This window comes from Acinetobacter sp. YH12255 (assembly GCF_013417355.1).
Classification (GTDB): domain Bacteria; phylum Pseudomonadota; class Gammaproteobacteria; order Pseudomonadales; family Moraxellaceae; genus Acinetobacter; species Acinetobacter pseudolwoffii.
Genome location: NZ_VPEC01000030.1, coordinates 1 through 23,635 on the forward strand (window position 1 = coordinate 1; position 23,635 = coordinate 23,635).

The 23,635-nt window shown below is 38.2% G+C and carries 23 protein-coding genes; 15 read left to right on the forward strand and 8 right to left on the reverse strand.

The features are described from left to right. Window positions 1–283: 283 nt before the first annotated feature. From FTV30_RS12020 to FTV30_RS12035, 4 genes are read right to left on the reverse strand one after another with little or no spacing between them, the layout of a single operon-like run. Entirely contained in the window at window positions 284–1,429 is a 1,146-nt protein-coding gene (locus tag FTV30_RS12020; RefSeq protein WP_373683717.1) for a glycosyltransferase, read from the reverse strand. Continuing rightward, window positions 1,419–2,492, reverse strand: coding sequence for a glycosyltransferase family 4 protein (locus FTV30_RS12025; RefSeq protein WP_180001667.1), 1,074 nt, complete (start codon window positions 2,490–2,492; stop codon window positions 1,419–1,421). The genes FTV30_RS12020 and FTV30_RS12025 overlap by 11 nt, the downstream gene beginning before the upstream one ends. A 22-nt stretch (window positions 2,493–2,514) precedes the next feature. Beyond that, window positions 2,515–3,612 (reverse strand): hypothetical protein, encoded by a 1,098-nt coding sequence (locus FTV30_RS12030; RefSeq protein ID WP_180001668.1) that lies wholly within the window; start codon window positions 3,610–3,612, stop codon window positions 2,515–2,517. Window positions 3,613–3,628: 16 nt separating this feature from the next. Next, window positions 3,629–4,804: a nucleotide sugar dehydrogenase gene (locus FTV30_RS12035; protein WP_180001669.1), complete on the reverse strand. Its 1,176-nt coding sequence runs from the start codon at window positions 4,802–4,804 to the stop codon at window positions 3,629–3,631. A 302-nt stretch (window positions 4,805–5,106) separates the two neighbouring features. On the opposite strand from FTV30_RS12035, the gene FTV30_RS12040 reads away from it, so the two are divergent. Next, on the forward strand, window positions 5,107–6,555 hold the full coding sequence (locus FTV30_RS12040; protein WP_180001670.1) for a lipopolysaccharide biosynthesis protein: 1,449 nt from the start codon (window positions 5,107–5,109) through the stop codon (window positions 6,553–6,555). Beyond that, the gene (locus FTV30_RS12045) at window positions 6,552–7,484 is read left to right on the forward strand and encodes a glycosyltransferase (protein ID WP_180001671.1); all 933 of its coding nucleotides are present in this window, start codon (window positions 6,552–6,554) and stop codon (window positions 7,482–7,484) included. Before FTV30_RS12040 ends, FTV30_RS12045 begins: the two co-directional genes overlap by 4 nt. A 64-nt stretch (window positions 7,485–7,548) precedes the next feature. Here the strand turns inward: FTV30_RS12045 and FTV30_RS12050 are convergent, their stop codons facing one another. The 4 genes from FTV30_RS12050 to rfbB are packed head-to-tail and all read right to left on the reverse strand — an operon-like array spanning window position 7,549 to window position 11,211. Further along, on the reverse strand, window positions 7,549–8,175 hold the full coding sequence (locus tag FTV30_RS12050; RefSeq protein ID WP_180001672.1) for an acetyltransferase: 627 nt from the start codon (window positions 8,173–8,175) through the stop codon (window positions 7,549–7,551). Next, complete coding sequence (locus FTV30_RS12055) at window positions 8,175–9,275, reverse strand: DegT/DnrJ/EryC1/StrS aminotransferase family protein (RefSeq protein ID WP_180001673.1); 1,101 nt, start codon at window positions 9,273–9,275, stop codon at window positions 8,175–8,177. The genes FTV30_RS12050 and FTV30_RS12055 overlap by 1 nt, the downstream gene beginning before the upstream one ends. Next, window positions 9,272–10,153: a glucose-1-phosphate thymidylyltransferase RfbA gene (gene rfbA, locus FTV30_RS12060; protein ID WP_180001674.1), complete on the reverse strand. Its 882-nt coding sequence runs from the start codon at window positions 10,151–10,153 to the stop codon at window positions 9,272–9,274. Before rfbA ends, FTV30_RS12055 begins: the two co-directional genes overlap by 4 nt. Further along, window positions 10,153–11,211 carry a dTDP-glucose 4,6-dehydratase gene (rfbB, locus tag FTV30_RS12065; RefSeq protein ID WP_180001675.1) on the reverse strand — a complete coding sequence of 353 codons (1,059 nt, stop codon included), beginning with the start codon at window positions 11,209–11,211 and terminating at the stop codon, window positions 10,153–10,155. The genes rfbA and rfbB overlap by 1 nt, the downstream gene beginning before the upstream one ends. Window positions 11,212–11,560: 349 nt before the next feature. On the opposite strand from rfbB, the gene FTV30_RS12070 reads away from it, so the two are divergent. The 13 genes from FTV30_RS12070 to FTV30_RS12130 all read left to right on the forward strand — a co-directional run bounded on the left by FTV30_RS12070 (window position 11,561) and on the right by FTV30_RS12130 (window position 23,626). Further along, window positions 11,561–12,643: a polysaccharide biosynthesis/export family protein gene (locus FTV30_RS12070; protein ID WP_180001692.1), complete on the forward strand. Its 1,083-nt coding sequence runs from the start codon at window positions 11,561–11,563 to the stop codon at window positions 12,641–12,643. Next, the gene (locus FTV30_RS12075) at window positions 12,643–13,071 is read left to right on the forward strand and encodes a low molecular weight protein-tyrosine-phosphatase (protein WP_180001676.1); all 429 of its coding nucleotides are present in this window, start codon (window positions 12,643–12,645) and stop codon (window positions 13,069–13,071) included. The genes FTV30_RS12070 and FTV30_RS12075 overlap by 1 nt, the downstream gene beginning before the upstream one ends. Window positions 13,072–13,123: 52 nt before the next feature. Then, a complete protein-coding gene (locus FTV30_RS12080) occupies window positions 13,124–15,310 on the forward strand; it encodes a polysaccharide biosynthesis tyrosine autokinase (protein WP_180001677.1) in 2,187 nt (728 codons plus the stop codon). Between the two features lie 146 nt (window positions 15,311–15,456). Then, window positions 15,457–16,899 carry a capsule assembly Wzi family protein gene (locus FTV30_RS12085; RefSeq protein ID WP_180001678.1) on the forward strand — a complete coding sequence of 481 codons (1,443 nt, stop codon included), beginning with the start codon at window positions 15,457–15,459 and terminating at the stop codon, window positions 16,897–16,899. A 232-nt stretch (window positions 16,900–17,131) separates the two neighbouring features. Continuing rightward, window positions 17,132–17,836, forward strand: coding sequence for an FKBP-type peptidyl-prolyl cis-trans isomerase (locus FTV30_RS12090; protein WP_005094756.1), 705 nt, complete (start codon window positions 17,132–17,134; stop codon window positions 17,834–17,836). Window positions 17,837–17,884: 48 nt separating this feature from the next. Then, window positions 17,885–18,574: an FKBP-type peptidyl-prolyl cis-trans isomerase gene (locus FTV30_RS12095; protein ID WP_005268184.1), complete on the forward strand. Its 690-nt coding sequence runs from the start codon at window positions 17,885–17,887 to the stop codon at window positions 18,572–18,574. A gap of 163 nt (window positions 18,575–18,737) precedes the next feature. Beyond that, window positions 18,738–19,472, forward strand: coding sequence for a dienelactone hydrolase family protein (locus FTV30_RS12100; protein ID WP_180001679.1), 735 nt, complete (start codon window positions 18,738–18,740; stop codon window positions 19,470–19,472). Between the two features lie 93 nt (window positions 19,473–19,565). Beyond that, entirely contained in the window at window positions 19,566–19,925 is a 360-nt protein-coding gene (locus tag FTV30_RS12105) for an HIT family protein (protein WP_005268188.1), read from the forward strand. Window positions 19,926–20,085: 160 nt separating this feature from the next. After that, window positions 20,086–21,114, forward strand: a complete 1,029-nt coding sequence (gene mutY / locus FTV30_RS12110) for an A/G-specific adenine glycosylase (protein ID WP_180001680.1) — start codon at window positions 20,086–20,088, stop codon at window positions 21,112–21,114. Window positions 21,115–21,183: 69 nt separating this feature from the next. Continuing rightward, window positions 21,184–21,726: a M23 family metallopeptidase gene (locus tag FTV30_RS12115; RefSeq protein ID WP_180001681.1), complete on the forward strand. Its 543-nt coding sequence runs from the start codon at window positions 21,184–21,186 to the stop codon at window positions 21,724–21,726. A 15-nt stretch (window positions 21,727–21,741) separates the two neighbouring features. Beyond that, the gene (locus tag FTV30_RS12120; RefSeq protein WP_004647674.1) at window positions 21,742–21,987 is read left to right on the forward strand and encodes a hypothetical protein; all 246 of its coding nucleotides are present in this window, start codon (window positions 21,742–21,744) and stop codon (window positions 21,985–21,987) included. Between the two features lie 24 nt (window positions 21,988–22,011). Next, on the forward strand, window positions 22,012–22,608 hold the full coding sequence (locus tag FTV30_RS12125; protein WP_180001682.1) for a DNA-3-methyladenine glycosylase I: 597 nt from the start codon (window positions 22,012–22,014) through the stop codon (window positions 22,606–22,608). Further along, window positions 22,598–23,626 carry an NAD(P)-dependent alcohol dehydrogenase gene (locus tag FTV30_RS12130; RefSeq protein ID WP_180001683.1) on the forward strand — a complete coding sequence of 343 codons (1,029 nt, stop codon included), beginning with the start codon at window positions 22,598–22,600 and terminating at the stop codon, window positions 23,624–23,626. The genes FTV30_RS12125 and FTV30_RS12130 overlap by 11 nt, the downstream gene beginning before the upstream one ends. Window positions 23,627–23,635 lie beyond the last annotated feature (9 nt).

A 23,635-nucleotide genomic window follows, 5' to 3' on the forward strand; every position in this document is an offset into this window, starting at 1 on the left:
CGCGACTCATGAGTGCTCGGTTATATGCGGGCCAATTGGTTGTGCGGTAGATTTTGTGTGTAGGCTTCTTCATTTGAAAATTATATCGCTGAAAAAGCCTTTACAGATAGGTTTGTGCAACAAAGCCGCATACGCATGATAATAATTTGCATCACTTCCCCCTCCGAATGAAAATTCTATAAATTCATTATTAATCAAAAAATATATCAATATTTTTAAAAAAATCATACAAAATATAAAGAGCAAAATAGTCAGATTTGAAATTTTATTAAAAAAATATCTATTATTTTTCACAATATATATCCAACCATTTTTCACAAATAATATCTAAATTAAAAGTCTCATAAACATAATTAAAACCTAATTTATTCTTATCATTTTTATTTAATAAGACTTGAATAGCTTTAAACAGTTTTTCAGAATTATTAATTGGTACAATTACTCCATTATTTTTTAGAATTTCAGCAGCTCCACTTACGTCAGTTGAAACAGCATGGGCTTGACAAGCTAAGGCCTCTATCAATACCGTAGGTAATCCTTCATAATCTGAAGATAAAACAAATACGTCACAAGAACTCATTAATTTAGGTATATCAGATCTTCTTCCTAATAAATAAATAAATTTATTTAAATTTAATTTATTTATTAATTTCTCAATAGCTAACCTTAGCTCACCATCACCTGCAATTAGTAATACAAATGGTTCCTGATATTCATTCCTAAGTAATTTTATTGCATTCAAAAGATTAGGGTAATTTTTCTGCTGATTAAAACGTCCTACTGCTAAAATTATTTTGGTTTCTTTTGCTAAGTTTAATTCATTAAATAATTCATATTTAGCTGTAGGAGAGTAGTTAAATCTTTTGAAATTAACTCCATTATAAATAGTTCTCATAGTATTTTTAGGAACTGCTTTTTTCTTCTCAAAAGAAGACACAGCTATATCACTTACATTAGTCGTTAAATCAGCTAAATTATGAGTTAATCTATATAAAGCCATTCTCAAAAATGAGCCTTCATTACTATTATGTGCAGTACATATTAATTTCTTTATAGGAGTAGACAAGCGTACTAAGCGTGTAAGTATATTGGCATGTACCATATGTGCATGCACTACATCAGGTTGGATATCTTTTATAATATTTTTTAAATTAGAGTATGCTGCAGGCAATGTCATTAAATTATTTAACTCTACCTTTATTAATTCAATTTCTGAATTTACAGGCTTAGTTAAAACATCTCCTATCAAGTAAACAATTTTAACGCTATGTCCCTTCTCATGCATAGAATCTGCTAGATCACATACTACTCTTTCCGCTCCACCTTGCCCTAATCCTGTAATAACATATAAGATATTCATATATAGCAACTCAAACTCAAACTCAAACTCAAACTCAAACTCAAACTCAAACTCAAACTCAAATAACACGTAACCATTTTTCTGTTATTAATTCAACAGAATATTTATAACTATTTTCAACAGCATTGGATGACATTTTTTCATACTGAATATTAGATAAGTTTATTAACTCTAATAACGAATTAGTCAGTCCATTTATATTTCCTGACTCTACTAGAAGGCCATTTATATTATGCTGGACAATTTCTGCAGGCCCAGTATCACAATCAAAAGCAACAATAGGGAGACCATAACTTTGTGCTTCTAACAACACCATTGGTAAACCTTCAAAACGAGAGCTCATACAAAAAAAAGAAGCTTTTCTATAAAACTGATCCATATTACTTTGCTGTCCTGCAAATACTATTGAATCTTCTACCGCAAAGTCTTTTGCCATTTGTTTTAGCATTATCTCATCTTCCCCTGACCCTACAATAATTACTTTCCAATCAGACATTTGCCGAGCAATTTTAGACCAAGCAGTAATAAGAAGATCATACCCTTTCACATGTGTTAGTCGTCCGACAGCCAAAACTGTTTTATATTCTAAGCTAGGGATATTCTCTATATCTTCATAGGATACAGGATTGGCAATAGCTACTATTTTAGCATTAATTTTCTTTAATCCTTTTTCCCACAACTCTTTATCCCGTTGAGTCAAAGTCACCACATAGTCACAATATTTCGCAGCTAGTTTTCTTCCATAGTCTCGAAACTTCACTCCATTATTATTTTTAAAGTTAAAATGCTCCCAACAAATATGTTTAACTCTCAATCCAAATAATGCAGGTACAGTAAAAACACAAGAAATACTATCCACGACGACCAAAGTATCAATCTGATACTGTGTAACAAACTTTCGAATGCGCCATACAGCGCCAAAAAAGTTTTTTTTGAATGAAATTTTTTCAGGATAAAGCGAATATGTCTTAATATCAGGTTCTAACTCAAAAAAAGGCTGTCCTCCATTAGTAAGACTTAAAATAGATACTTGGAAGTTTTTTTGAGCTAAGGCATTGGCAATAAGTGTCGTTACTCTTTCAGTACCGCCAGAGTTGTTTAAATTGCCAATAAGGAAACAAATTTTTTTCACAGTATATACACATCCTATAAGCTTATATTAAGCTTAAAACCTTATTCATCTGCTCTTTCCAAGTAAATTTTTTTGTAAAATTAAGAATTTCGTCATCATCCCATTGGCGATTGCTATACCAAAATAAAATACTATCAATATCTATTAAAGTCTCATCAGGATTAACTCTATAAACAAAACTTTGGTTATCAAAGTCCTTATCACTTTCTGAATAAATAATAGGTAAACCATACGCACCATATTCTTTATTTTTTAAAGTATTAATTTTAAATACTTTACTCCTATGTCTGGCTAAACTACCTACACCAATATGCATTGCTTTGTAAATTTCTGCCAACTCAAGACTATTCTTATATCCCAAAAAAAATACTCTATCTTTTAAAACATTCGAACTTTGTACTATTTTTTCTAAATTCAAAGAAATATCATTATTCGGACCAACTATATTAAACTCTATAGGCAAACATCCTCCTTTTATGTAATAGTTTTCAATTGACTTAATAAAACGATCCACGCCATGCCAATTATAAAGTGAAGAAACTGAAATAAATTTAATAACAGATCCCTCTTTAGCTTCAGTTTTTTTAAGAATCAAGCTTTCATCTACAGCATTAGAAACATTAATACATGATATATTAAATATAAACAAATCATCTGAAAAGGTTACAATACGATCAACTAAGCCTGAATATTTTTTTCTATAAATTCTATCTAATAATAATATTACTTTTGCGCGTACTCCATGAGCTTCATGATCATATGGATATGTAGGCACCTCCATTATAATTTTAACATTTATCTTTTTTAGCTCTCTTAAAAAGACTATCAGACTAGGACCAGAAAGCATCATCCTTAGATAGACTATATCAATCTTTTTTTCAATTATTTGCTTTAACATAAATGAAAAAATAAGTCTTCTTTTCTGAAAGAATGATTTATCTTTGATAAGAATACCGCCTTCCTCATTCAAAATACTATATTTATCTCCGTTAACACCTGCTATATAAACCCTATTCCCTAAAGCCTCCATAGCCTTAGATTGTGCTTTAATCTTTTTAGTAACGCCCGAATAATCATTATTTAGGTCATCGCTATAAGATATATATAAAATATTTTTCATAATAGTTACTTCAAAATTAATTTTCACCAAATAAATCACGCGTATAAACTTTACTTGAGACTTGCTCTAATTCTTCACTTACTCTATTAGCAAGAATCACATTCGAACTAGATAAAAACTCGTTTAAATCATTCTGTAGAGTGTAGTGCTCAAATTTTTCCAGTTTTAAAGTAGGTTCATAAATTTGGATTTGAACATTGTACTCCTCTAACTCACGAATAATATCTTGAATAGCCGAATCTCTAAAATTATCAGAACCAGCTTTCATTGTTAGACGGTAAACACCCACAACATTTGGACGTTTTTTCAAAATCTCTTTTACTATAAATTGTTTACGAGTCTTGTTAGAATGAATAATTGCCTGGATTAAATTTTGTGGCACATCTTTATAGTTAGCCAATAACTGCTTGGTATCTTTTGGTAAGCAATAACCACCATACCCAAATGATGGATTGTTATAATGCTGACCAATACGAGGGTCTAAACTTACACCTTGTATAATATCCAAGCTATTCAATTGTTGTTTTGCACAATAAGTATCTAACTCATTAAAATAAGCGACACGCATAGCCAGGTAGGTATTAGAAAATAACTTAACAGCTTCAGCTTCTGTTGCATTCATACAGAGTGTTGGAGCATCTCGATTAATAGTAGCATTCAAATAGAGCTGAGCAATTGCCTCACCTCGTTCCGACTTCTCACCCACAATAATTCGAGATGGATACAAATTGTCATAAAGTGCTTTTCCTTCACGCAAAAACTCTGGCGCAAAAACGATCTGTTCGGTTTTAAATTTTGCTTTAATTTGCTCTGTATACCCTACAGGTATCGTAGATTTAATAATAATGGTAGCAGTTGAGTTAATTGGTAAAATTTGTGAAATGACACTTTCAATTGAAGATGTATCAAAAGAATTAGTTTCCGAGTCATAATTTGTTGGTGTTGCAATAATTATATAATCAGCATTTTCATATGCAGCAGAGGAATCCAAAGTTGCTTTAAGATTTAAATTACCTTCGCTAAAAGCTTTTTCAATATATTCATCTACTATTGGAGAAACACAATCATTAATTTTTTTTACGCGATTTTCATTAATATCAAGACTCGTAACATTATGTTGTCGTGCAAAAAGCACTGCATTTGATAAACCCACATATCCCGTGCCTACCACACAAATCTTATATTTTAGCATTTTAACCTTCTTTACCACCCAGCTCTGTATTCCTGTAAAGCACCCTAACATGACAATTGAATTAAAAATTATAAAATAAACAATTTACTTTTTCAGAACAGGTTTATTTTATAAATAAAACAATCAATCTTAATACCTGATTTTTTAGATTTATAAATTATATATGAAAAATTTTACTTCACAGCTATACAACTCATATTACTCACCCATTGATAAAACTTAAGTATATAATAGTATTAACCGTTTCAGAAGTTAAAATTTTGATTCTTTAACTATAGAGCACACCTAATTTATTTAAACTTATGAATATAACCCAAAAAACCACAATAGGCATTTTGTGGAACTTTAGTGAACAACTAATACGTCGCGGTATAGGCTTAGTCACAACCTTGTTGTTAGCTTATTTTTTAACGCCTAATGCCTATGGTCTTATGGCAATGATAGCTGTTTTCATTGCTATTGCTTCTAGTTTAATGGAGTCAGGTTTTCGCCAAGCCTTGATTCGTCTGAAAGAGGTTACTCAAGATGATCTCAATACGGCCTTTTACTCCAACCTAATGTTGGGAGCCTTAGCTTATTTACTCCTTTATTTTTCCGCGCCCCATATAGCTATATTTTATAATGAACCACAATTAATTAATTTAATTCAAGTACTTGGATTAGTAATATTAATTAACTCTTTTGAGGTTACACAAGTCGCTATTTTCCATCGACAAATGAACTTTAAAGCTCAACTAATGATCGGCTTGCCTGCTGCCCTAATTTCTGCTTGTATGGCGATTGGCTTAGCATATTGGGGGGTGGGTGTGTGGGCACTAGTAGCTCAGATGTTAATTTCAGCACTTATTACAGTAATTTTATTATGGTGTATAAGTGAATGGCGACCAACTAAAAGTTTTAGCCTATCCTCATTCTGTAGTATGTATAATTTCTCTTATAAACTATTTCTATCAAGTCTTTTAGATACTGTTTTTAGAAACCTATACATTATTGTAATTGCAAAACTTTTTTCAACTTCTATTGCTGGATTATACTTTTTCGCAGAAAAAATAAGAGAGCTTATACTCAATCAATTAGTAAGCGCCATTCAGAATGTCACATATCCTGCATTAGCAAGTATTCAAGATGACAATGTAAGGTTGAAAGCAGGCTATCGTAAAGTTATTTCTATTACCACTTTTCTACTATTTCCCACACTGACCCTCTTAGCCGCTTTAGCTCAACCACTTTTTAGTCTTCTATTCCCTGAAAAGTGGTGGCCTGCGGTTCCCTATTTCCAATTGCTTTGTCTTGCTGGATTACTTTACCCGCTTCATAGTATAAATTTAAATATTCTTAAAGTAAAAGGACGTTCAGATCTATTTTTATATTTAGAAATTATTAAAAAAAGTATATTGGTTATAATCTTATTTATTAGCTATCGCTATGGTGTAATTGGTATTTTAATTGGACAATTAATTAGCTCTATACTCTCATATATACCTAATAGTTATTTTTCAGCCAAACTAATTAATTACTCTATTAGAGAGCAAATAAAAGATTTTCTACCAGCCCTAGTACTATCTATACTAATCAGTGGAATAATTTTTTATACTATTCAAAATATTGAGTATCATCCCGTTATAATACTAATTTTATTTGGATTAAGTGGTGGAGTACTATATCTATTTGGATCCCACTTGCTTAAATTAAAAGCCTACACTTTGGCTTACAACATCATTAAAGATAAATTTTTGAGTAAAAAGTTATGAAGATTTTGCGTACACAAGATGAAATTATGGCTTCTTGGAAGGGAGATCTAAGTAAGCCAATTGTTAGTATATGTTGCACAACTTATAACCATGAAAAATTTATCACAAGTGCTTTACGAGGCTTTTTAATTCAGGAAACAGAGTTTCCTTTTGAAATAATTATTCAAGATGATGCATCGACAGATGAAACTGCCAATATTATTCGCCAATATCAGCTAAAATATCCGAAGCTTATCAAACCAATTTATCATAATGAAAATCTATATTCCAAAGGCTTCAAGCCTTTAATAATGGCTATGGAGAAATGTTGTGGAAAGTATATCGCAGTGTGTGAAGGAGATGATTACTGGTGTGATGAGAATAAACTTTCCCGACAAGTCTCTTACTTGGATTCAAATCAAGATATCGTAATAAGTAGCCATGATGCTTTTATTGTTGATGAGAATAATAACAAAATTAAAAACTCTAAATTACCCAATAAATTTAAAAGAGATTTCTCAGGTAAAGAACTGATGCATGGTAATGCATGGCTACTAACCATGAATTGGATGCTAAGAAACGTAGATATTCCTAACATACCTGAAAGAAAAATGGTGAAAAATAGTGATGATTTTCTCATTTCTATTTTAGGCTCATTTGGTGGAAGTCATTTTCATACTGACATTCAACCTTCAGCTTATAGAATACACCAAGGAGGCATATGGTCATCTCTATCTCAAGATGAAAAACTTGATGACAAGATTAATACCTATTTTTGGATATACAGATACTATAAAAGAATAAGCCTAATTGAAAGTGAAAGAATTTTTTTAAAAAAATATACAAATCTTGTATTCTCAAAAGCTTCAAAAATTAGTTTAATTTATTCTTTAATAAAAAAATTAATACCATATAAGATCAAACACCTTATTAGCTCATTAAGAAAGTAATTAAATGTATGTCGTATGGTTTCACTATAGTGAAACCATTTATTAATATTAATCATCCAGAATTTTATACCATTTTTAATAAATATGCTGGATTCCCAACCATAACCTCATTCATATTGATATTCTTAGTAATGACGGCTCCCATCCCAATAATAGAACTTTTACCAATTATGCATTTTTCCCTTATACTTGAATTCGTACCAATCTCCACAAAACTAAATATTTGAACATTACCCGAAATTGATGCATTTGGAGCTACTGTCACAAAGTCACCAATACTAACATCATGAGCTATTGTGCTATTTAAATTAATTATTGTATGCTCGCCAACCTTAACATCTACCGTCAAAATGCTGCCAGCACATATAACACAGCCTTTTGAAATTTCGACATTTTCACCAATAATTGCTGAAGGATCGACAATACTAGTAAAATTATATTCCCCATTAGTAAAATATTTATCTATAATTTTCTTTCTATCCCTAGAATTACCGAGCGCAATAATAAATTCATCTGACTTATATTTATTGCAGTTCACAATTTTATCAATCACAGGAATATCAAGTACGAAAGTATTCTGTTTTTCAGGAGTATCATCCAAGAACCCCCTTACTTCACGTCCACATCTCTTTGCAATCCAAGCTACATGTTTTCCAAAACCACCTGCACCAACAATGATAATTTTCTTCATCAGACATCCTTAATAATATCTACAATACACTCACATTGCTCTATAGATAATGTTGGATATAAAGGTAAACATAAAACCCGATCCGACAACCATCTTGCATTAGGTGTAAAGGCTGAATATTTTTTGTAGATTGCAAATTCAGTCATTATTGGATAGAAATATCTACGTGCAAAAACATTGTTAACCTTGAGTTTTTCAAATAAATCATCTCGACTTAAAGGATAAAGTTCATCGATCACTATTGGAAAATATGCTAAATTATCTTTTTCTATTCCTGAACGCTCTAAACAGCGAATACCTTCCACACCATACAATAATTCACGATAAGTCTTATCTAGTTCATTACGTAACGCTAAATTCTGATCAATGTTTTGTAGCTGCAACAAGCCCAGTGCAGCATGAATTTCACTTAACTTTCCATTCAACGCAACTTCATTAACTGTCGTTTCATTTTGAATTCCAAAATTTTTCAACTGATCAATATGTTGCTTCATCTCTGCCGAATGACAGACTATTGCCCCACCTTCAAAAGTATTAAAAACTTTTGTCGCATGAAAACTAATAACACTTAAATCGCCATAATTTAAAAGGCTTTGTCCTTTATAATTAATACCAAAAGCATGTGCTGCATCATAAATAAGCTTCAAGTTACTTTGATCTGCTATTTGCTTTAAACGCTCTACATCGCAGGGAATGCCGTAACAATGCACAGGCATAATCGCCACTGTTTTTTCAGTTATGGCTTGCTCCACTTTTTCAGGATCAATATTTGAAGTTATGGGGTCAATATCAACAAAAACAGGTATGAGCTTATTCCAAATAATAGAATGTGCAGTAGCAACAAACGTATAAGGCGTTGTGATTACCTCACCTTCAGTTAAATTTAAAGACTGTAACGCTGTAACAAGTGCAATTGTTCCATTATTAAATAATGAAATATAATCAACACCAAGATATTCACAAAGCTCTTTTTCCAACTGCTGATGCAAAGGCCCACAGTTGGTTAAAATTTTATTATTCCAAATCTGCTCTAAATAAGGAATAAACTCCTCAAGCTCAGGCAAAACAGGTTGTGTTACATAAATTGGCTCTTGACTCATATCTCATTCACCAATGAAATCAAATACTGACCATAATCATTTTTACTCATGCTCTGACCAATGTCGAAAACTTGCTCTTTACTGAGCCAACCGTTATTCAAAGCAATTTCTTCTAAACATGCCACTTTATAGCCTTGACGCTTCTCAACAGTCTCTACAAATTGAGCTGCCTCTAGTAAACTTGAATGTGTTCCTGTATCCAGCCAGGCAAAACCACGCCCAAGCAACTCTACATTTAAGTCACCACGTTCTAAATATATCTGGTTCACTGTTGTAATTTCTAACTCACCCCGCTCAGAAGGCTTCACCTGTTTGGCAATTTGAACCACATCATTGTCATAAAAATACAAACCTGTAACCGCAAAGTGTGATTTTGGATGTTTCGGTTTTTCTTCTAATGACACGGCACGTTTTTGCCCATCGAACTCAACTACACCAAAACGCTCTGGATCTTTTACCTGATAACCAAATACAGTTGCACCTTTTTGACGAACCGCAGCTTGGCTTAGCCTAGAACTAAAACCTTGACCATAGAAAATATTATCGCCCAGTACCAGACAAACATTACTATCACCAATAAAGCTTTCACCAATAATAAAGGCTTGTGCCAAACCATCTGGACTAGGTTGCACTGCATATTCAAGCTGAATCCCAAATTGAGAGCCATCACCCAACAAACGCTTAAAGCCATCGATATCTTCAGGAGTACTAATAATTAATACTTCACGAATACCCGCAAGCATAAGCACAGAAAGTGGGTAATACACCATTGGTTTATCATAAATAGGTAATAATTGTTTCGATACACCTTTGGTAATTGGATATAAACGTGTGCCTGAACCGCCTGCTAAAATAATACCTTTTGTTGTATTTGACATTATAAACTTACACCTAATCTTTCACGTTGGTAACTGCCATCTTGTACACGACGACACCAGTCTAAATTATTTAAATACCACTCTACCGTTTTACGGATTCCGGTTTCAAATGTCTCTGCCGGTGTCCAGTCTAATTCATTTTTAATTTTTGTAGCATCAATCGCATAACGTAAATCGTGTCCAGGACGGTCTTTCACAAAAGTAATCAATGATTTATAAGATTGACCGCATGCTTGTGGTTTTAATTCATCTAGAATATTACAAATAGTTGTAACTACTTCAATATTCTGCTTTTCATTGTGCCCACCAATATTGTAAGTTTCCCCCACCACGCCCTCGGTCACCACTTTATATAATGCACGAGCATGATCTTCTACAAATAGCCAATCACGAATTTGCTGACCGTTACCATATACAGGTAAAGGTTTAGCATCCAGCGCATTTAGAATCACCAAGGGAATTAACTTTTCAGGAAAGTGATATGGACCGTAATTGTTAGAGCAGTTTGTTACAATTACAGGTAGACCATAAGTTCTATACCAAGCACGTACCAAGTGATCTGAACTAGCTTTAGATGCAGAATAAGGAGAACTTGGCGCATATGACGTTGTTTCAGTAAAAAGCTTGGTTGTTCCTTCTAAATCACCATAGACTTCATCAGTCGAAATATGATGGAAACGAAAGTTTTGTTGTGCTTCTAGTTGAAGGCTCATCCAGTACTTTCGCGCAGCTTCTAATAAAGTATAAGTTCCCACAATATTAGTTTGAATAAATGCTGCAGGACCATCAATTGAGCGGTCTACATGTGACTCTGCAGCCAAGTGCATAATTGAATCTGGCTGAAAAGCTGCTATTACTGCTGTGATTCGTTCTGTATCACAAATATCAACTTGTTCAAACTGATAGTTCGGATGCTGCTCAATTTCCTTCAATGATTCTAAGTTACCTGCATAAGTGAGCTTATCGATATTAAGAACGTGGTTGCTGGTATTTTGAACAATATGACGGATGACAGCTGAACCAATAAATCCTGCACCGCCAGTAATTAAAATTTTCATAGTAGACTTTTACTTCTTACGATTACCATAAAAAATTGTAAAGTAAAAAATTCCAATATTTAAATAAATAGGAAAGAAACTAAACCGCCCAAATCATAACAGAGTTATATGTATATTCTGTTATGATTTTTAGCCAAAAAATCTAAAATCCTTCCTTTTGTGTCAGTTTTTTGCAAATACTCTTTCTTTAATTTCGCTATATCTCACAATTTAGATACTTTTTGCCTCAATTTTCCAACCCTGCTTGCGTATACTCTCTCAATCTACTTACAATTTGTTATATACCCTTAAAATAACTTCGGTAAACTATTTTTTTATGATTTTAGAAAAATCAAGAACGGGAATACGTGTGAGACAATTTAAATCTATAATTCTACTGTCTTTTCTAGTGACAGCAAGCGGGTGCGCAGTCACCTCTGGCTTACAAACTTATGACTTACCGCAGCAAGGTGTTTTCACTACCGACTTAGGTACAAAAGTTAATGTTATTCCTTTGACTCAAGACAGCATATATGCCTCACAACCTGCGGTGCATAATATTAAACATGAATATGCGCATTTATTTCATACACCACAGCGTCAATACACCTTAAGTTCAGGCGACATTCTTTCTATTTATTTATGGGCATATCCTGAAATTTCTGGGAGTAATTCTGATCCTAATAACGGTTATCAGATTGACTCACAGGGTTATATTCAGTTTCCAATTATCGGGCGTTATAAAGCCGCAGGGAAATCTTTAGCACAAGTGAATCGTGAGTTGCGCGGTCAATTGGCACATTATTTAAAAACCCCAGACGTGATTGTGAGAGTTTCATCTTACCAAGGGCAGCGTTACTCGGTACAAGGAAATATTGAAAATGGAGGTGTATATCACCTTACAGATCAACCCATTAGTATATATAAAGCCATAGGTATGGCAGGTGGAATTAATGCTCAACAAGGTGACAATTCTTCAATCACATTAATTCGTCAAGGACGTAGCTATACACTGAATAGTATTGAATTAGAGCGAGCAGGATACTCTTTACATAATCTTCTGATTCAGGCTAACGATACCATTTATGTCAATGCCAGAGAAAATCAAAAAGTTTATGTAATGGGTGAGGCTGGAAAAAACCACGCTTTAGCTATGCGTTCAGAAGGTATGAGTTTAGGCGATGTTTTGGGTGAAAGTTTAGGCATCAACCCTTTCACTGCCAGCCGTAGTAAAATTTATGTAGTACGTTACCAACCAAGTAATCAAATGACCGAAATTTATAATCTTGACTTGACCAGTATAGGAGACTTCGGTCTAGCCAATCAGTTTAAAATGCGCAGTAATGATATTGTCTATGTCGATGCGACAGGTTTAGTTCGTTGGCAACGTATTATTAATCAAATTGTTCCTTTTTCTAATGCTATTTATGGCTTTGAACGCTTGGGGAACTAATGAAAATTAATAACATCTTGGTGGTCTGTATTGGCAATATTTGCCGTAGCCCGATGGCAGAATACTTTTTAAAACAGCAATATCCTCACTTACATATTGAATCTGCGGGCATTTCAGGCTTGGTGGGCCACGCAGCCGATGACAAAGCCAGTTTATGCATGCAACGTCACGGCATTGACATGAGTCCTCACGTGGCAAAAAAACTGAATTCAGATTTAATTAAAAAAGCCGATTTAATTTTGGTCATGAGTCAAAATCAGCAAAAGCATGTAGAACAAACTTGGCCATTTGCTAAGGGTAAAACTTTTAGATTGGGGCATTGGCAAAGTAAAAACGTTGCCGACCCATATCAGCATGATCAGACCGTATTTGATGAGACCTGCACGTTGATTCAGGCCTGCATTGCCGACTGGAAAAAATATATCTAGTTTCTTGATATTCTAGCTTTTTTTAAAATTCTACTTTTTTGATATTTAAACTATGAGCCAAACCGCTAACACCGAAGACACCATTGATTTAAAGGAATTATTTTTTTCCTTAATCGCTCAATGGAAGTTGATTATCCTATGCATTCTACTCAGTGTAGTCTGCGCTTTATTGTATTTAAGAACCACACCAGATACCTATCAAGTTGATGCGCTAATTCAAGTTGAAAGTAATAAAGGTGCCTCCTCAGTACTATCAGCAAATCTAGCTACAGCTATAGATCAAGCATCACCAGCTCAAGCAGAAGTTGAAATTTTAAAATCACGTTTGGTGTTGGGTAATGTGATTGACCATCTGAATTTAAATATTCGGGTTTCAGGTACAGAAGACAATTTCTGGAACCGCTTACTGGCCAAACATGAATATGACAGTGAGTATTCAGCTCAATCGGTGCTGTTTAAAGACAATCAAAAAAGTTTTGATATTCGCCAGTTCGATATCCCTCAATATTTTCAAGATAAAAACTTAATTCTCAGGTTTGAACAAGGCAAATACAGCCTAAGTGATACAGCGACTAAACAAGTGGTTTTTTCTGCGCCTTTAAACCAAACAAGTCAATTACAGTCTGAATTTGGGGTGTGGAAAATCGCGATTTTTAGTCAAGATAACTTTAACACTAGCTATATAGTGCGTAAGCAGAGTTTGCCTGCCGCAGTTTCATCTTTACTTTCTCAATATCAAGTTTCAGAAAAAGGGAAAGGGACTGGAATATTACAGTTAACATACAAAGGACAAGACAAGCAGCATATTACTAAAATACTAAACGCAACTTTAGCTGCATATAGCCAACAAAATATTGAGCGTCGTACCGCAGAAACTGCACAAACTTTAAAATTTCTGGAAGACCAACTGCCTGAACTTAAGCAACAGTTGGATGTTGCTGAGCGTGAATTTAACCGTTTCCGCCAACAATATAATACGGTCGATGTTACACAAGAATCAAATCTCTATATTTCTCAAAGTATCAGCCTTGAAACCACAAAAGCGTCTCTTGAACAACAAATCGCAGAAACTTCAGCTAAATACACTAATGAACACCCAGCTATGCAGCAAATGAATGCGCAACTGGGTGCGATTAACAAACGCATTGCAGAGTTAGACGGCACACTCAAACGTTTACCAGAACTACAACGCCAGTATTTACAACTGTTCCGTGAAGTTGAAGTTAAGCAACAACTCTATACAAACTTACTCAACTCTTACCAACAACTGCGCATTGTAAAAGCAGGTGAAATTGGCAACGTGCGTATTGTAGACACTGCAGTAGAGCCGATTGCTTCAATTGCACCGAAAAAATTACAAATTCTGATTTTGTCTGTTTTCTTGGGTGGTTTTCTGGGTACATTGTTGGCCTTACTGCGTAATATGTTACGTTCAGGTATTAAAGACTCGAATCAAATTGAAAATGAATTGGATTTACCTGTTTATGCCACTGTGCCACATTCACCTGTGCAAGAAAGCCATATTAAAATTCTGAAAAAGAAAAAGAATCTTCCTATTCTTGCGGTTAAAAATAGTGATGATATTGCCATTGAAAGCCTACGTAGCATGCGTACCGCTATTCACTTTGCCTTAAACAGTGCCAAAAACAATATCATTATGATTTCTGGCCCTGCACCAGAGTTGGGTAAATCGTTTATTTCAACCAACCTAGCCACCATTTTGGCGCAAAGTGATAAACGTGTATTACTGATTGACGCCGATTTACGTCGTGGTTATGTGCATAAATACTTTAATTACGACCCTAAGCCAGGCTTAACCGAATACCTGAATGGTCAGCAAGAGTTAGGCAATATTGTGCGTAGTACGGAAGTTGAAAATTTAAGCGTCATCAGTCGTGGTAAAAGCCCTGCCAATCCGTCAGAGTTGTTAAGTACACAAAAATTTGCAGACATGCTCACGCACTTGTCGGGCCAGTTTGACCATATTCTGATTGATACCCCGCCAATTCTTGCGGTTACCGATGGGATTATTATTTCACAATATGCAGGTGTGAATTTGGTAGTGGCACGTTATGCCAAGACGCAAATGAAAGAGCTTGAACTGACTGTCAACCGCTTTGAACAAGCTGGCGTGAAAGTAACAGGCTTTATTTTGAACGATATTCAACGTGAAGCGGGCGGCTATGGTTATGGTTATAACTATGCTTATGCATATAAAGCCAATAAGGATAATGACTAATTTTGCAGGGACCAATTGCTTTAAAAAATCTCGCTACGGCGGGATTTTTAATCTTTCCAGATTACAACTCTACTCAACAGTTTGCATTGAAAAAATAAACTCGTCCGCCTATGGTGTGGAGAGCAAAAAACTCCTGAGAATCAAAAATGCGTCTATCAAAAATATTGCTTGCAACCCTTGCCCTCAGCTCATCCCTGACCTCTGCCCAAGGGATTGTCCTGAATGACCAGAACCTGCGTACCGACCTGAATTGGCTGAATCAGCAAGGGGTGATTCAGATCAGCACCTCCACCTGGCCCATGAGTGGTGATGAAATTCAGCGCGCCCTGTCTCAGGCGAAAATCAGCACTCCTGTCCAGCAAAAAGTAGTGGATGCAGTCCTCACCCATTTAAATACAGATAATCAGCTTCTGAAAGCTGCGCTGTTTGCAGAAACTGATCATAAGTATCTGCCTCAAGCCTTTGGTGATCAGGAAAAATCACAATATCAGGCTGGTCTGGAACTGAATGCTGGCGGTAGCCAATGGGATGCCCGATTACGGCTCAATGCTGAAAAAGACCCACAGATTGATCATGATCAGGATGTGAATGTTGAAGGCTCTTATATTGCCGGGAAACTCTGGAATCAATGGCTGATTGCCGGCCAGATTCCGACCTATTGGGGACCAGGTCATGAGGGGAGTCTGATTCGTGGCGATGCCAGCCGCCCAGTCTATGGTATTACTGCACAGCGGGCAGAACAGACTGCTTTTAGCAGCAAATGGCTGTCCTGGATTGGGCCATGGCAATATCAGGCCTTTGCCGGTCAGCTGGACCATTATAATGCAGTCCCAGATGCCAAGTTGATTGGACTACGCGTCACTGCTCAGCCGCTCACCTATCTGGAACTCGGTGCTTCACGTGCTATTCAGTGGGGGGGTGAAGGACGTCCGGAAAGCTTAAGCTCACTCTGGGATGCATTTGTCGGCAACAAAGACAATGGCGGCACAGGTGAACCGGATCCATCTAACCAGATTGCCGGTTTTGATGCCCGTTTAAACCTGCAACCTTTAATACAGATGCCGCTGGGTATCTATGCGCAATATGTCGGTGAAGATGAAGCCGGCGGCCTACCCGCGAAAAAAATGTATCTGGCCGGGGTGGATTATTCATCCAGCTACCAGAATATGCCCTACCAGCTGTATAGCGAATGGGCTGATACCCGTACCAATGGCAAGGCACAAGGTGTTTCCTATAACCATAGTACTTATAAGGACGGTTTCTATCAGCATGGTTACCCGTTAGCACATGCATTGGGTGGTGATGGCCAAATGATTTCAGTAGGCGGTGATATTCGTTTCGATCGCATGAATCGTGTTAATGCTCGAGTACTGTTTACCAAGTTGAATGAATCTAACCGAACTACTAATTTAGCTTTTCCAGCGCAAGATGAATTAAAAGCTATTGATGTGAGCTGGACCCATTATCTACGTCCCGATATTCCACTAAAATTAAATGGCTGGATCAGTGATTCAGACCTACATGGCAATGATGGCGGTGCATCGATTGGAATTGAATTTCCTTTAGAAAAAGGCTTATTTTCCTACTAAGTTCTTTGCAAAAGACATTTTTAGTTGTGACAATCATTGTTCCTAGATAATCTCTAACAATGATTAAATTCTGAAAAATTAAAAAACCAGCATTGGCTGGTTTTTTATCCTTTATTTTTTAAACACCGCAGGTGCATTTGCTTGCTAAAAATCCACGTACTCTACAAGATTTCTCAAAATTTTCTGCTAAGATGGAATGAACCTCAACGATAACATTAGATTGGAATAATACATGAGCAAGGCCTTACCGATTGCTGTCGCTGTTCTTCTAGGCGGTGCCGCGCTAGTACCTGTTTACTATGCAACTCAAAACCCAGCTGCTCAAACGACTAAAGCATCTAAAGATGCCTCTGCTGTTTCTAAAATCAGCTATGCTCTCGGTTATGAAGTGGCTCATCAAACCCCACCTGAACTTGATATTAACAGCTTCGTGACAGGCGTACGTGAAGGACATGCGCGTACTGAACCGGCGTATACTGAAGAAGAATTACAGGCAGCTTACGAACAGTTCCAGAAAGAAATGCAGCAAAAGCAACTCGATAGCACTAAACAGGCACAAGCATCGAGTGACAGTTTCCTGACAGAAAATGCCAAAAAAGCGGGTGTAAAAACCACAGCTTCCGGTTTGCAATACCTAGTGACTAAAGAAGGCACGGGCAAACAGCCAGCTGCTTCTTCAATCGTGAAAGTCCATTACACCGGCAAACTGGTGGATGGTACTGTATTTGACAGTTCGGTTGAACGTGGCGAGCCGATTGAGTTTCCACTCAATCAAGTCATTCCAGGTTGGACTGAAGGGCTGCAACTGATGAAAGAAGGCGGTAAAGCGACCCTGTATATCCCATCTCAACTTGGTTATGGTGAACAAGGCGTGCCAGGGACGATTCCTCCACACAGTACTTTGATTTTTGATGTGGAACTCATTGAAGTCAAATAATCTATAAATAAGGAGAGCAATGCGCTCTCCTTTATTTTGAGAATAAATATGAAAATACAAATAAGCTTGATGGTTTTACTGCTAAGTTCTGGCAATCTGCTTGCCAAAGATGTGACCAATAAAAGCCCGGAAGCTGAACAGGTCGGTTATAGCTTTGGTTATCTGATGGGAAAAAGTAATGCCGACTCTTTGCAAGGGATTGATCTGGATGCTTTCAGTGCCGGTTTAAAAGCGGCAGCTGCCGGAAAACAATCCACTTTAACTGAAGAAGACATGGCTCGAGTGCTGACTCAGTTTAAACGTCAAAGTGAAGCCAAAGAGCTGATTGAATTAAAACAAAAAGCTGAAGAAAATACCAAAATCGGTCAGGCTTTTCTGACAGAAAATGCCAAAAAAGCAGGGATAAAAACGACTAAATCTGGCCTGCAATATCAGATTCTTCAGCAAGGCAAAGGCAAATCGCCAAAAGCCGATAGCAATGTCCGCGTACATTATGAAGGCCGTTTGATTGATGGTACGGTTTTTGATAGTTCAATTGCCCGCAATCAGCCTGTGGTCTTCCGTACCACCCAAGTGATTACCGGTTGGACTGAAGGCCTGCAACTGATGAAAGAAGGTGCCAAATACCGCTTCTTCATTCCTGCAGAACTGGCCTATGGACAAATTGGTTCAGGTGATGTGATTGAGCCAAACAGTACCTTAATTTTTGATGTGGAATTACTGGAAATTATGAAGTAATCAATACTGTTTTTTTAAATACTCAATCAGAGAGGCGCGATAGCGGCCTCTCTTTTTTATATGGATGAAGCATAATTAATCGAATGTTTTCATGTCACATTCAGATCAGTTTTGCTATGTTATATGTTAATTAAACGGTTCAACAAGAATAGAGGACGTCAGCATGGCAGCAATCAAGACCCGTGAAATTCATTATACTGCGCCGGATGGTAGCGTATTGATTGGCTATTTTGCCGCTCCAGAAACAGATGCACCCCTTGCAGGTGTGCTGGTCGCACCAGAATGGTGGGGTCGTAATGAATATACCGAACAGCGCGCTCGCGAACTTGCAGAACATGGCTATGCGGCCTTGGCGATTGACATGTATGGTGACAAAAAAGTGACCACCCATTCTGATCAGGCCTACCAGTGGATGATGCAGACCTTTGAAGATCCGGACACCATCGTTGATCGTGCGACAGCAGCTTTAAATACCTTGGCAGCACAGGATGAAGTCAATGCAGAGAAACTTGCTGCCATCGGTTTTTGTTACGGCGGTAAAGTGGTGCTGGATCTGGCGCGTGCCAATGCCCCTTTAAAAGCAGTGACCACCTTCCACGGGACACTTGCTGCCAAAGCACCGGCTCAAGAAGGTCAGGTTCAGGCCGAAATTCTAGTCTTGCACGGTGAGCTAGACAGCATGGTCACCTTAGATGATGTCGCCAGTTTCCGTGAAGAAATGCATGCGGCCAACGTCGAGCATGAGGTGATTGTCTTTGAAGATGCCAAACATGGCTTTAGCAACCCGCTCGCCGACGAACGGGCCAAAGCCAATGGCGTGGATCTTGGTTACAATGCTGAAGCGGAACAAAAAAGCTTGGCGGCGATGTATGCCTTATTGGAACGTCATTTGGCTTAAATAGATATAAGTGCTCGACTTGAAATCAAGTTGAGCACTTTAAAGAATTATTGAAGAAAAGAAGATAAATCCTACCAGAGGAGAATGCTGACTATGGCTGAAACCAACTGCCCTTACTGTAACTATGACGAATATGATGTCATTGCCAAAAATGATTATGGTGTGGTGCTGCCTGAACCGAATTCATTATCCGAAGGTCACTGTGTAGTGATTCCACTCCGGCATGTGGCTTCATTTTTTGAAGTGACGGACAAAGAACGTAAAAGCCTGATGTCTTTGCTCGAACAGGCACGTAATGAGCTCAATTTACGCTACCAGCCCGCCGGTTTCCATGTCGGTTTTATTGATGGTGAGGTATTTCAGGAAAAGGTCGAACATCTGCATATTCATATTATTCCGCGCTATAAAGACAAAGTATTGAAGCTGGATGAACGCTGGGGGATTAGCGACTAAATCTTTGCTGTTTTAAAATAAATGCTCTTCGGAGCATTTATTGTTTGTGTTATTAAGCCGATATCCATACACACTACTCCGCAGTTTTTATCTACTTTTCACATTTCAGGCCTGCCGATTCCGCTATAATGGCTGCTGCTTATTCGGTTACTATTTATCCATGTTTGTATTTTCAGATGCCCTGTTAGAATGGTTTGATGTGCATGGTCGTCATGACTTGCCCTGGCAGGTGACAGATGATCCCTACAAAGTCTGGGTCTCTGAAATCATGTTGCAACAAACCCAAGTCAAAACTGTGCTGCAATATTATGAACGCTTTATCCAGCGTTTTCCGACCGTTCAGGACTTGGGTCAAGCCTCTTGGGATGAGGTCGCACCGTACTGGGCAGGACTGGGCTATTATGCCCGTGCCCGTAACCTGCACAAAGCTGCCGGCATGGTGACAGCACAGCAGCAGTTTCCCCAAACTCTGGAACAATGGATGGCTTTGCCCGGCATTGGCCGTTCCACCGCTGGGGCCTTAATGTCACTGGGTTTACGCCAATACGGCGTGATCATGGATGGCAATGTCAAACGGGTCTTGTCGCGTTTCTTCGCGATTGAAGATGATCTGTCCAAACCTATCCATGAACGTGCCTTATGGCAACTGGCCGAAGAATTATGTCCGGTCGAACGTAATCATGACTATACCCAGGCGATTATGGATCTCGGTGCTACAGTCTGTACCCCGAAAAAACCACTGTGCCTATACTGTCCGATGCAGCAACATTGCAAAGCGCATCAGCAAGGTCTGGAAAATGAATTACCATTCAAGAAAGCCAAAAAACCGGTGCCAGTGCGCTCAGCACAGGTCTTGCTGATTCAGTCCGGTGAAGAATGGCTCTGGCAACAACGACCGAACAGTGGCCTGTGGGGCGGACTCTGGTGCTTGCCGATTATTGAAAATGCCCATGAATTCGAACAGCAATGTCAGCAGCTTGGCCTGAAAAATATCCTCAAAAAAGTCCAGATCAGCCACAGTTTCACCCACTTCACCTGGCAGCTTGAAGCAATCGTTTTCGCAGTGGATCAGGATCAGCAGGAACATCTGGCAATTGAACTGCAAGGCAACTGGATGCGTCCAGAGACAGCCATTGATTGCGGTCTGCCGACAGCAATGAAAAAATTGATCTCTGCCGTTAACCTATGACATAGTCTGGACAAAGCATCATATCGATCAGCTCAGAATGAGCATTGCCAATATTTAAGGATGAATAACGTGCGCCAATACCTTGCTTTGACCTGGGTGGCTTTGATTGCCATATTACTGACCGCCTGTAGCAGTACGCCGAAACAACCTTCTTCTGCACAGTTAAATCCGCTACTGGTACAAAAACTGCAAAATAAGCGAATGCCTTCTTCACTGCCCATCCCGGTGGCACGTGTACAAGCACGTGAATTACAGGATACCTGGGGTGCTTCGCGCAGTCACGGACGTTTGCATGAGGGCATTGATATCATGGCTCCACGTGGAACCAAAGTTTTTAGCGCGACTGAGGGCCTGATTGCGGATTTACGTAATAACAATTTGGGTGGTAAAGTAGTGTGGATTCTGGGTCCAGGCGGCTCCTGGCATTATTATGCGCATCTGGATGGCCATAAACGTGGCTTAAAAGTAGGCGACTATGTCAAAAAAGGCCAGCTGATCGGTTATGTCGGCAATAGCGGCAATGCCCGGCATACTGCTCCTCATCTGCATTATGGAATCTATTTACAGGGCAAGGGCCGCGGTGTGGTCAACCCTTATCCCTATTTTCGTTAATTTTAGGATATTTACATGTCAGAAGCGTTGATCAATCGTCTGGTGGAATTTGCTGAATCAGGCAATCAACAAAAAATTGTATTGAATGGTCAAACTTACCAGGGCTGGGTGATGGAAATTACCGAGGATGCGCTTCTGATCAGTACCGGTTATGCTGACAAGGCCGGTAAAGATATGTGGATTCAATTTAGCGATCTGGATCAAGCTGAATTGTCTTACTGGGATAACCAGCAAGATCAATGGACTGTTTTTAAATTATAAAAGTATAAAAACAAGGGGCATCACATGACTGTGCAACGCTGTGGCTGGTGCTCCGATGATCCATTGTATATCGCCTACCATGATCAGGAATGGGGACAGGCACTGTTGGATGAAAATCGCCTGTTTGAAATGCTATGTCTGGAAGGACAGCAGGCTGGTCTGGCCTGGATTACCGTCCTCAGAAAACGTGAAGCTTATCGTGAACATTTTTTTCAATATTCGATTGAATCTATCGCCTCACTTACAGATCAACAACTCCAACTGAAACTCGAAGATGCTAGCCTGATACGGCATCATGGCAAACTCAATACCATTCGGGAAAATGCCCAAGCCTGGCTGAAACTAAAACAGCAAGGCATCAATCCGGTGGATTGGCTCTGGTCTTTTGCCCAGCAACCGCGACTGAATAATGATGTTGTGGATTATCGGCAAGCACCCGCTCAAACCATTGAGAGCCAGAAGATGTCTAAAGCCCTTAAACAGGCCGGTTTTAAATTTGTCGGACCCACCATTTGCTATGCCTTTATGCAGGCCGTTGGTATGGTCGATGACCATGAAAATCATTGTGACTTTAAAACAATATCCTCCCATTTAAATAAGAGTCGAAATCATGTCGAATAATATTATTCAAGCTTATGCAGCCATGTCTGCAAGTGCGGAACTTGAACCTTATCAGTTTGATGCCGGAGAACTGCAACCGCATCAGGTCGAAGTCAAAGTAGAATACTGCGGTCTCTGTCATTCCGATATTTCAGTGATCAATAATGACTGGGGTTCTTCAGTGTATCCGGTTGTAGCAGGACATGAGATTATTGGTACCATTACCCATCTTGGTGCAGAAGCCAAAGGCCTGAAAGTTGGTCAACGAGTGGGAATCGGCTGGACAGCGGAAAGCTGCCAATATTGCGATCCCTGCATTTCAGGTCAGCAGGTGCTGTGTACTGGCGGTCAGGTGGCTACCATTATCGGACATGCCGGTGGTTTTGCCGACAAAGTGCGTGCCGGATGGCAATGGGTCATTCCCCTACCTGAAGATCTTGATCCTGAAAGTGCTGGTCCCCTGCTCTGTGGCGGAATTACCGTATTCGATCCGATTCTCAAACATCAGATTCAGGCCATTCATCATGTTGGTGTAATCGGAATTGGTGGTTTAGGTCATATCGCAATTAAATTGCTCAAAGCTTGGGGCTGCGAGATTACCGCTTTCACTTCAAATCTGGATAAAACCGATGAGCTGAAAGCCATGGGCGCTGACCATGTAGTGAACAGTCGTGATGTCGCTGCATTAAAAGCCCAGCGTGGCAAGTTTGATTTATTACTGAGTACCGTCAATGTCACCTTGAACTGGCAGGCTTATCTGGCAACTTTGGCACCGAACGGTACTGTGCATATGTTGGGCTTACCACTTGAGCCGATGCAGATTCCAGCTGGCATGCTGATTGGCGGAGCTAAATCAGTCACCGGTTCACCGACAGGTTCACCGGCGGCATTACGTCAGTTACTCCAATTTGCTGCACGTAAAAATATTGCCCCACAAATTGAAGTTTTCCCGATGTCACAGCTGAACCAAGCGATTGAACATCTACATTCTGGCAAAGCCCGTTACCGGATTGTACTTAAAGCAGATTTTTCAGCTTAAATTCAGTCT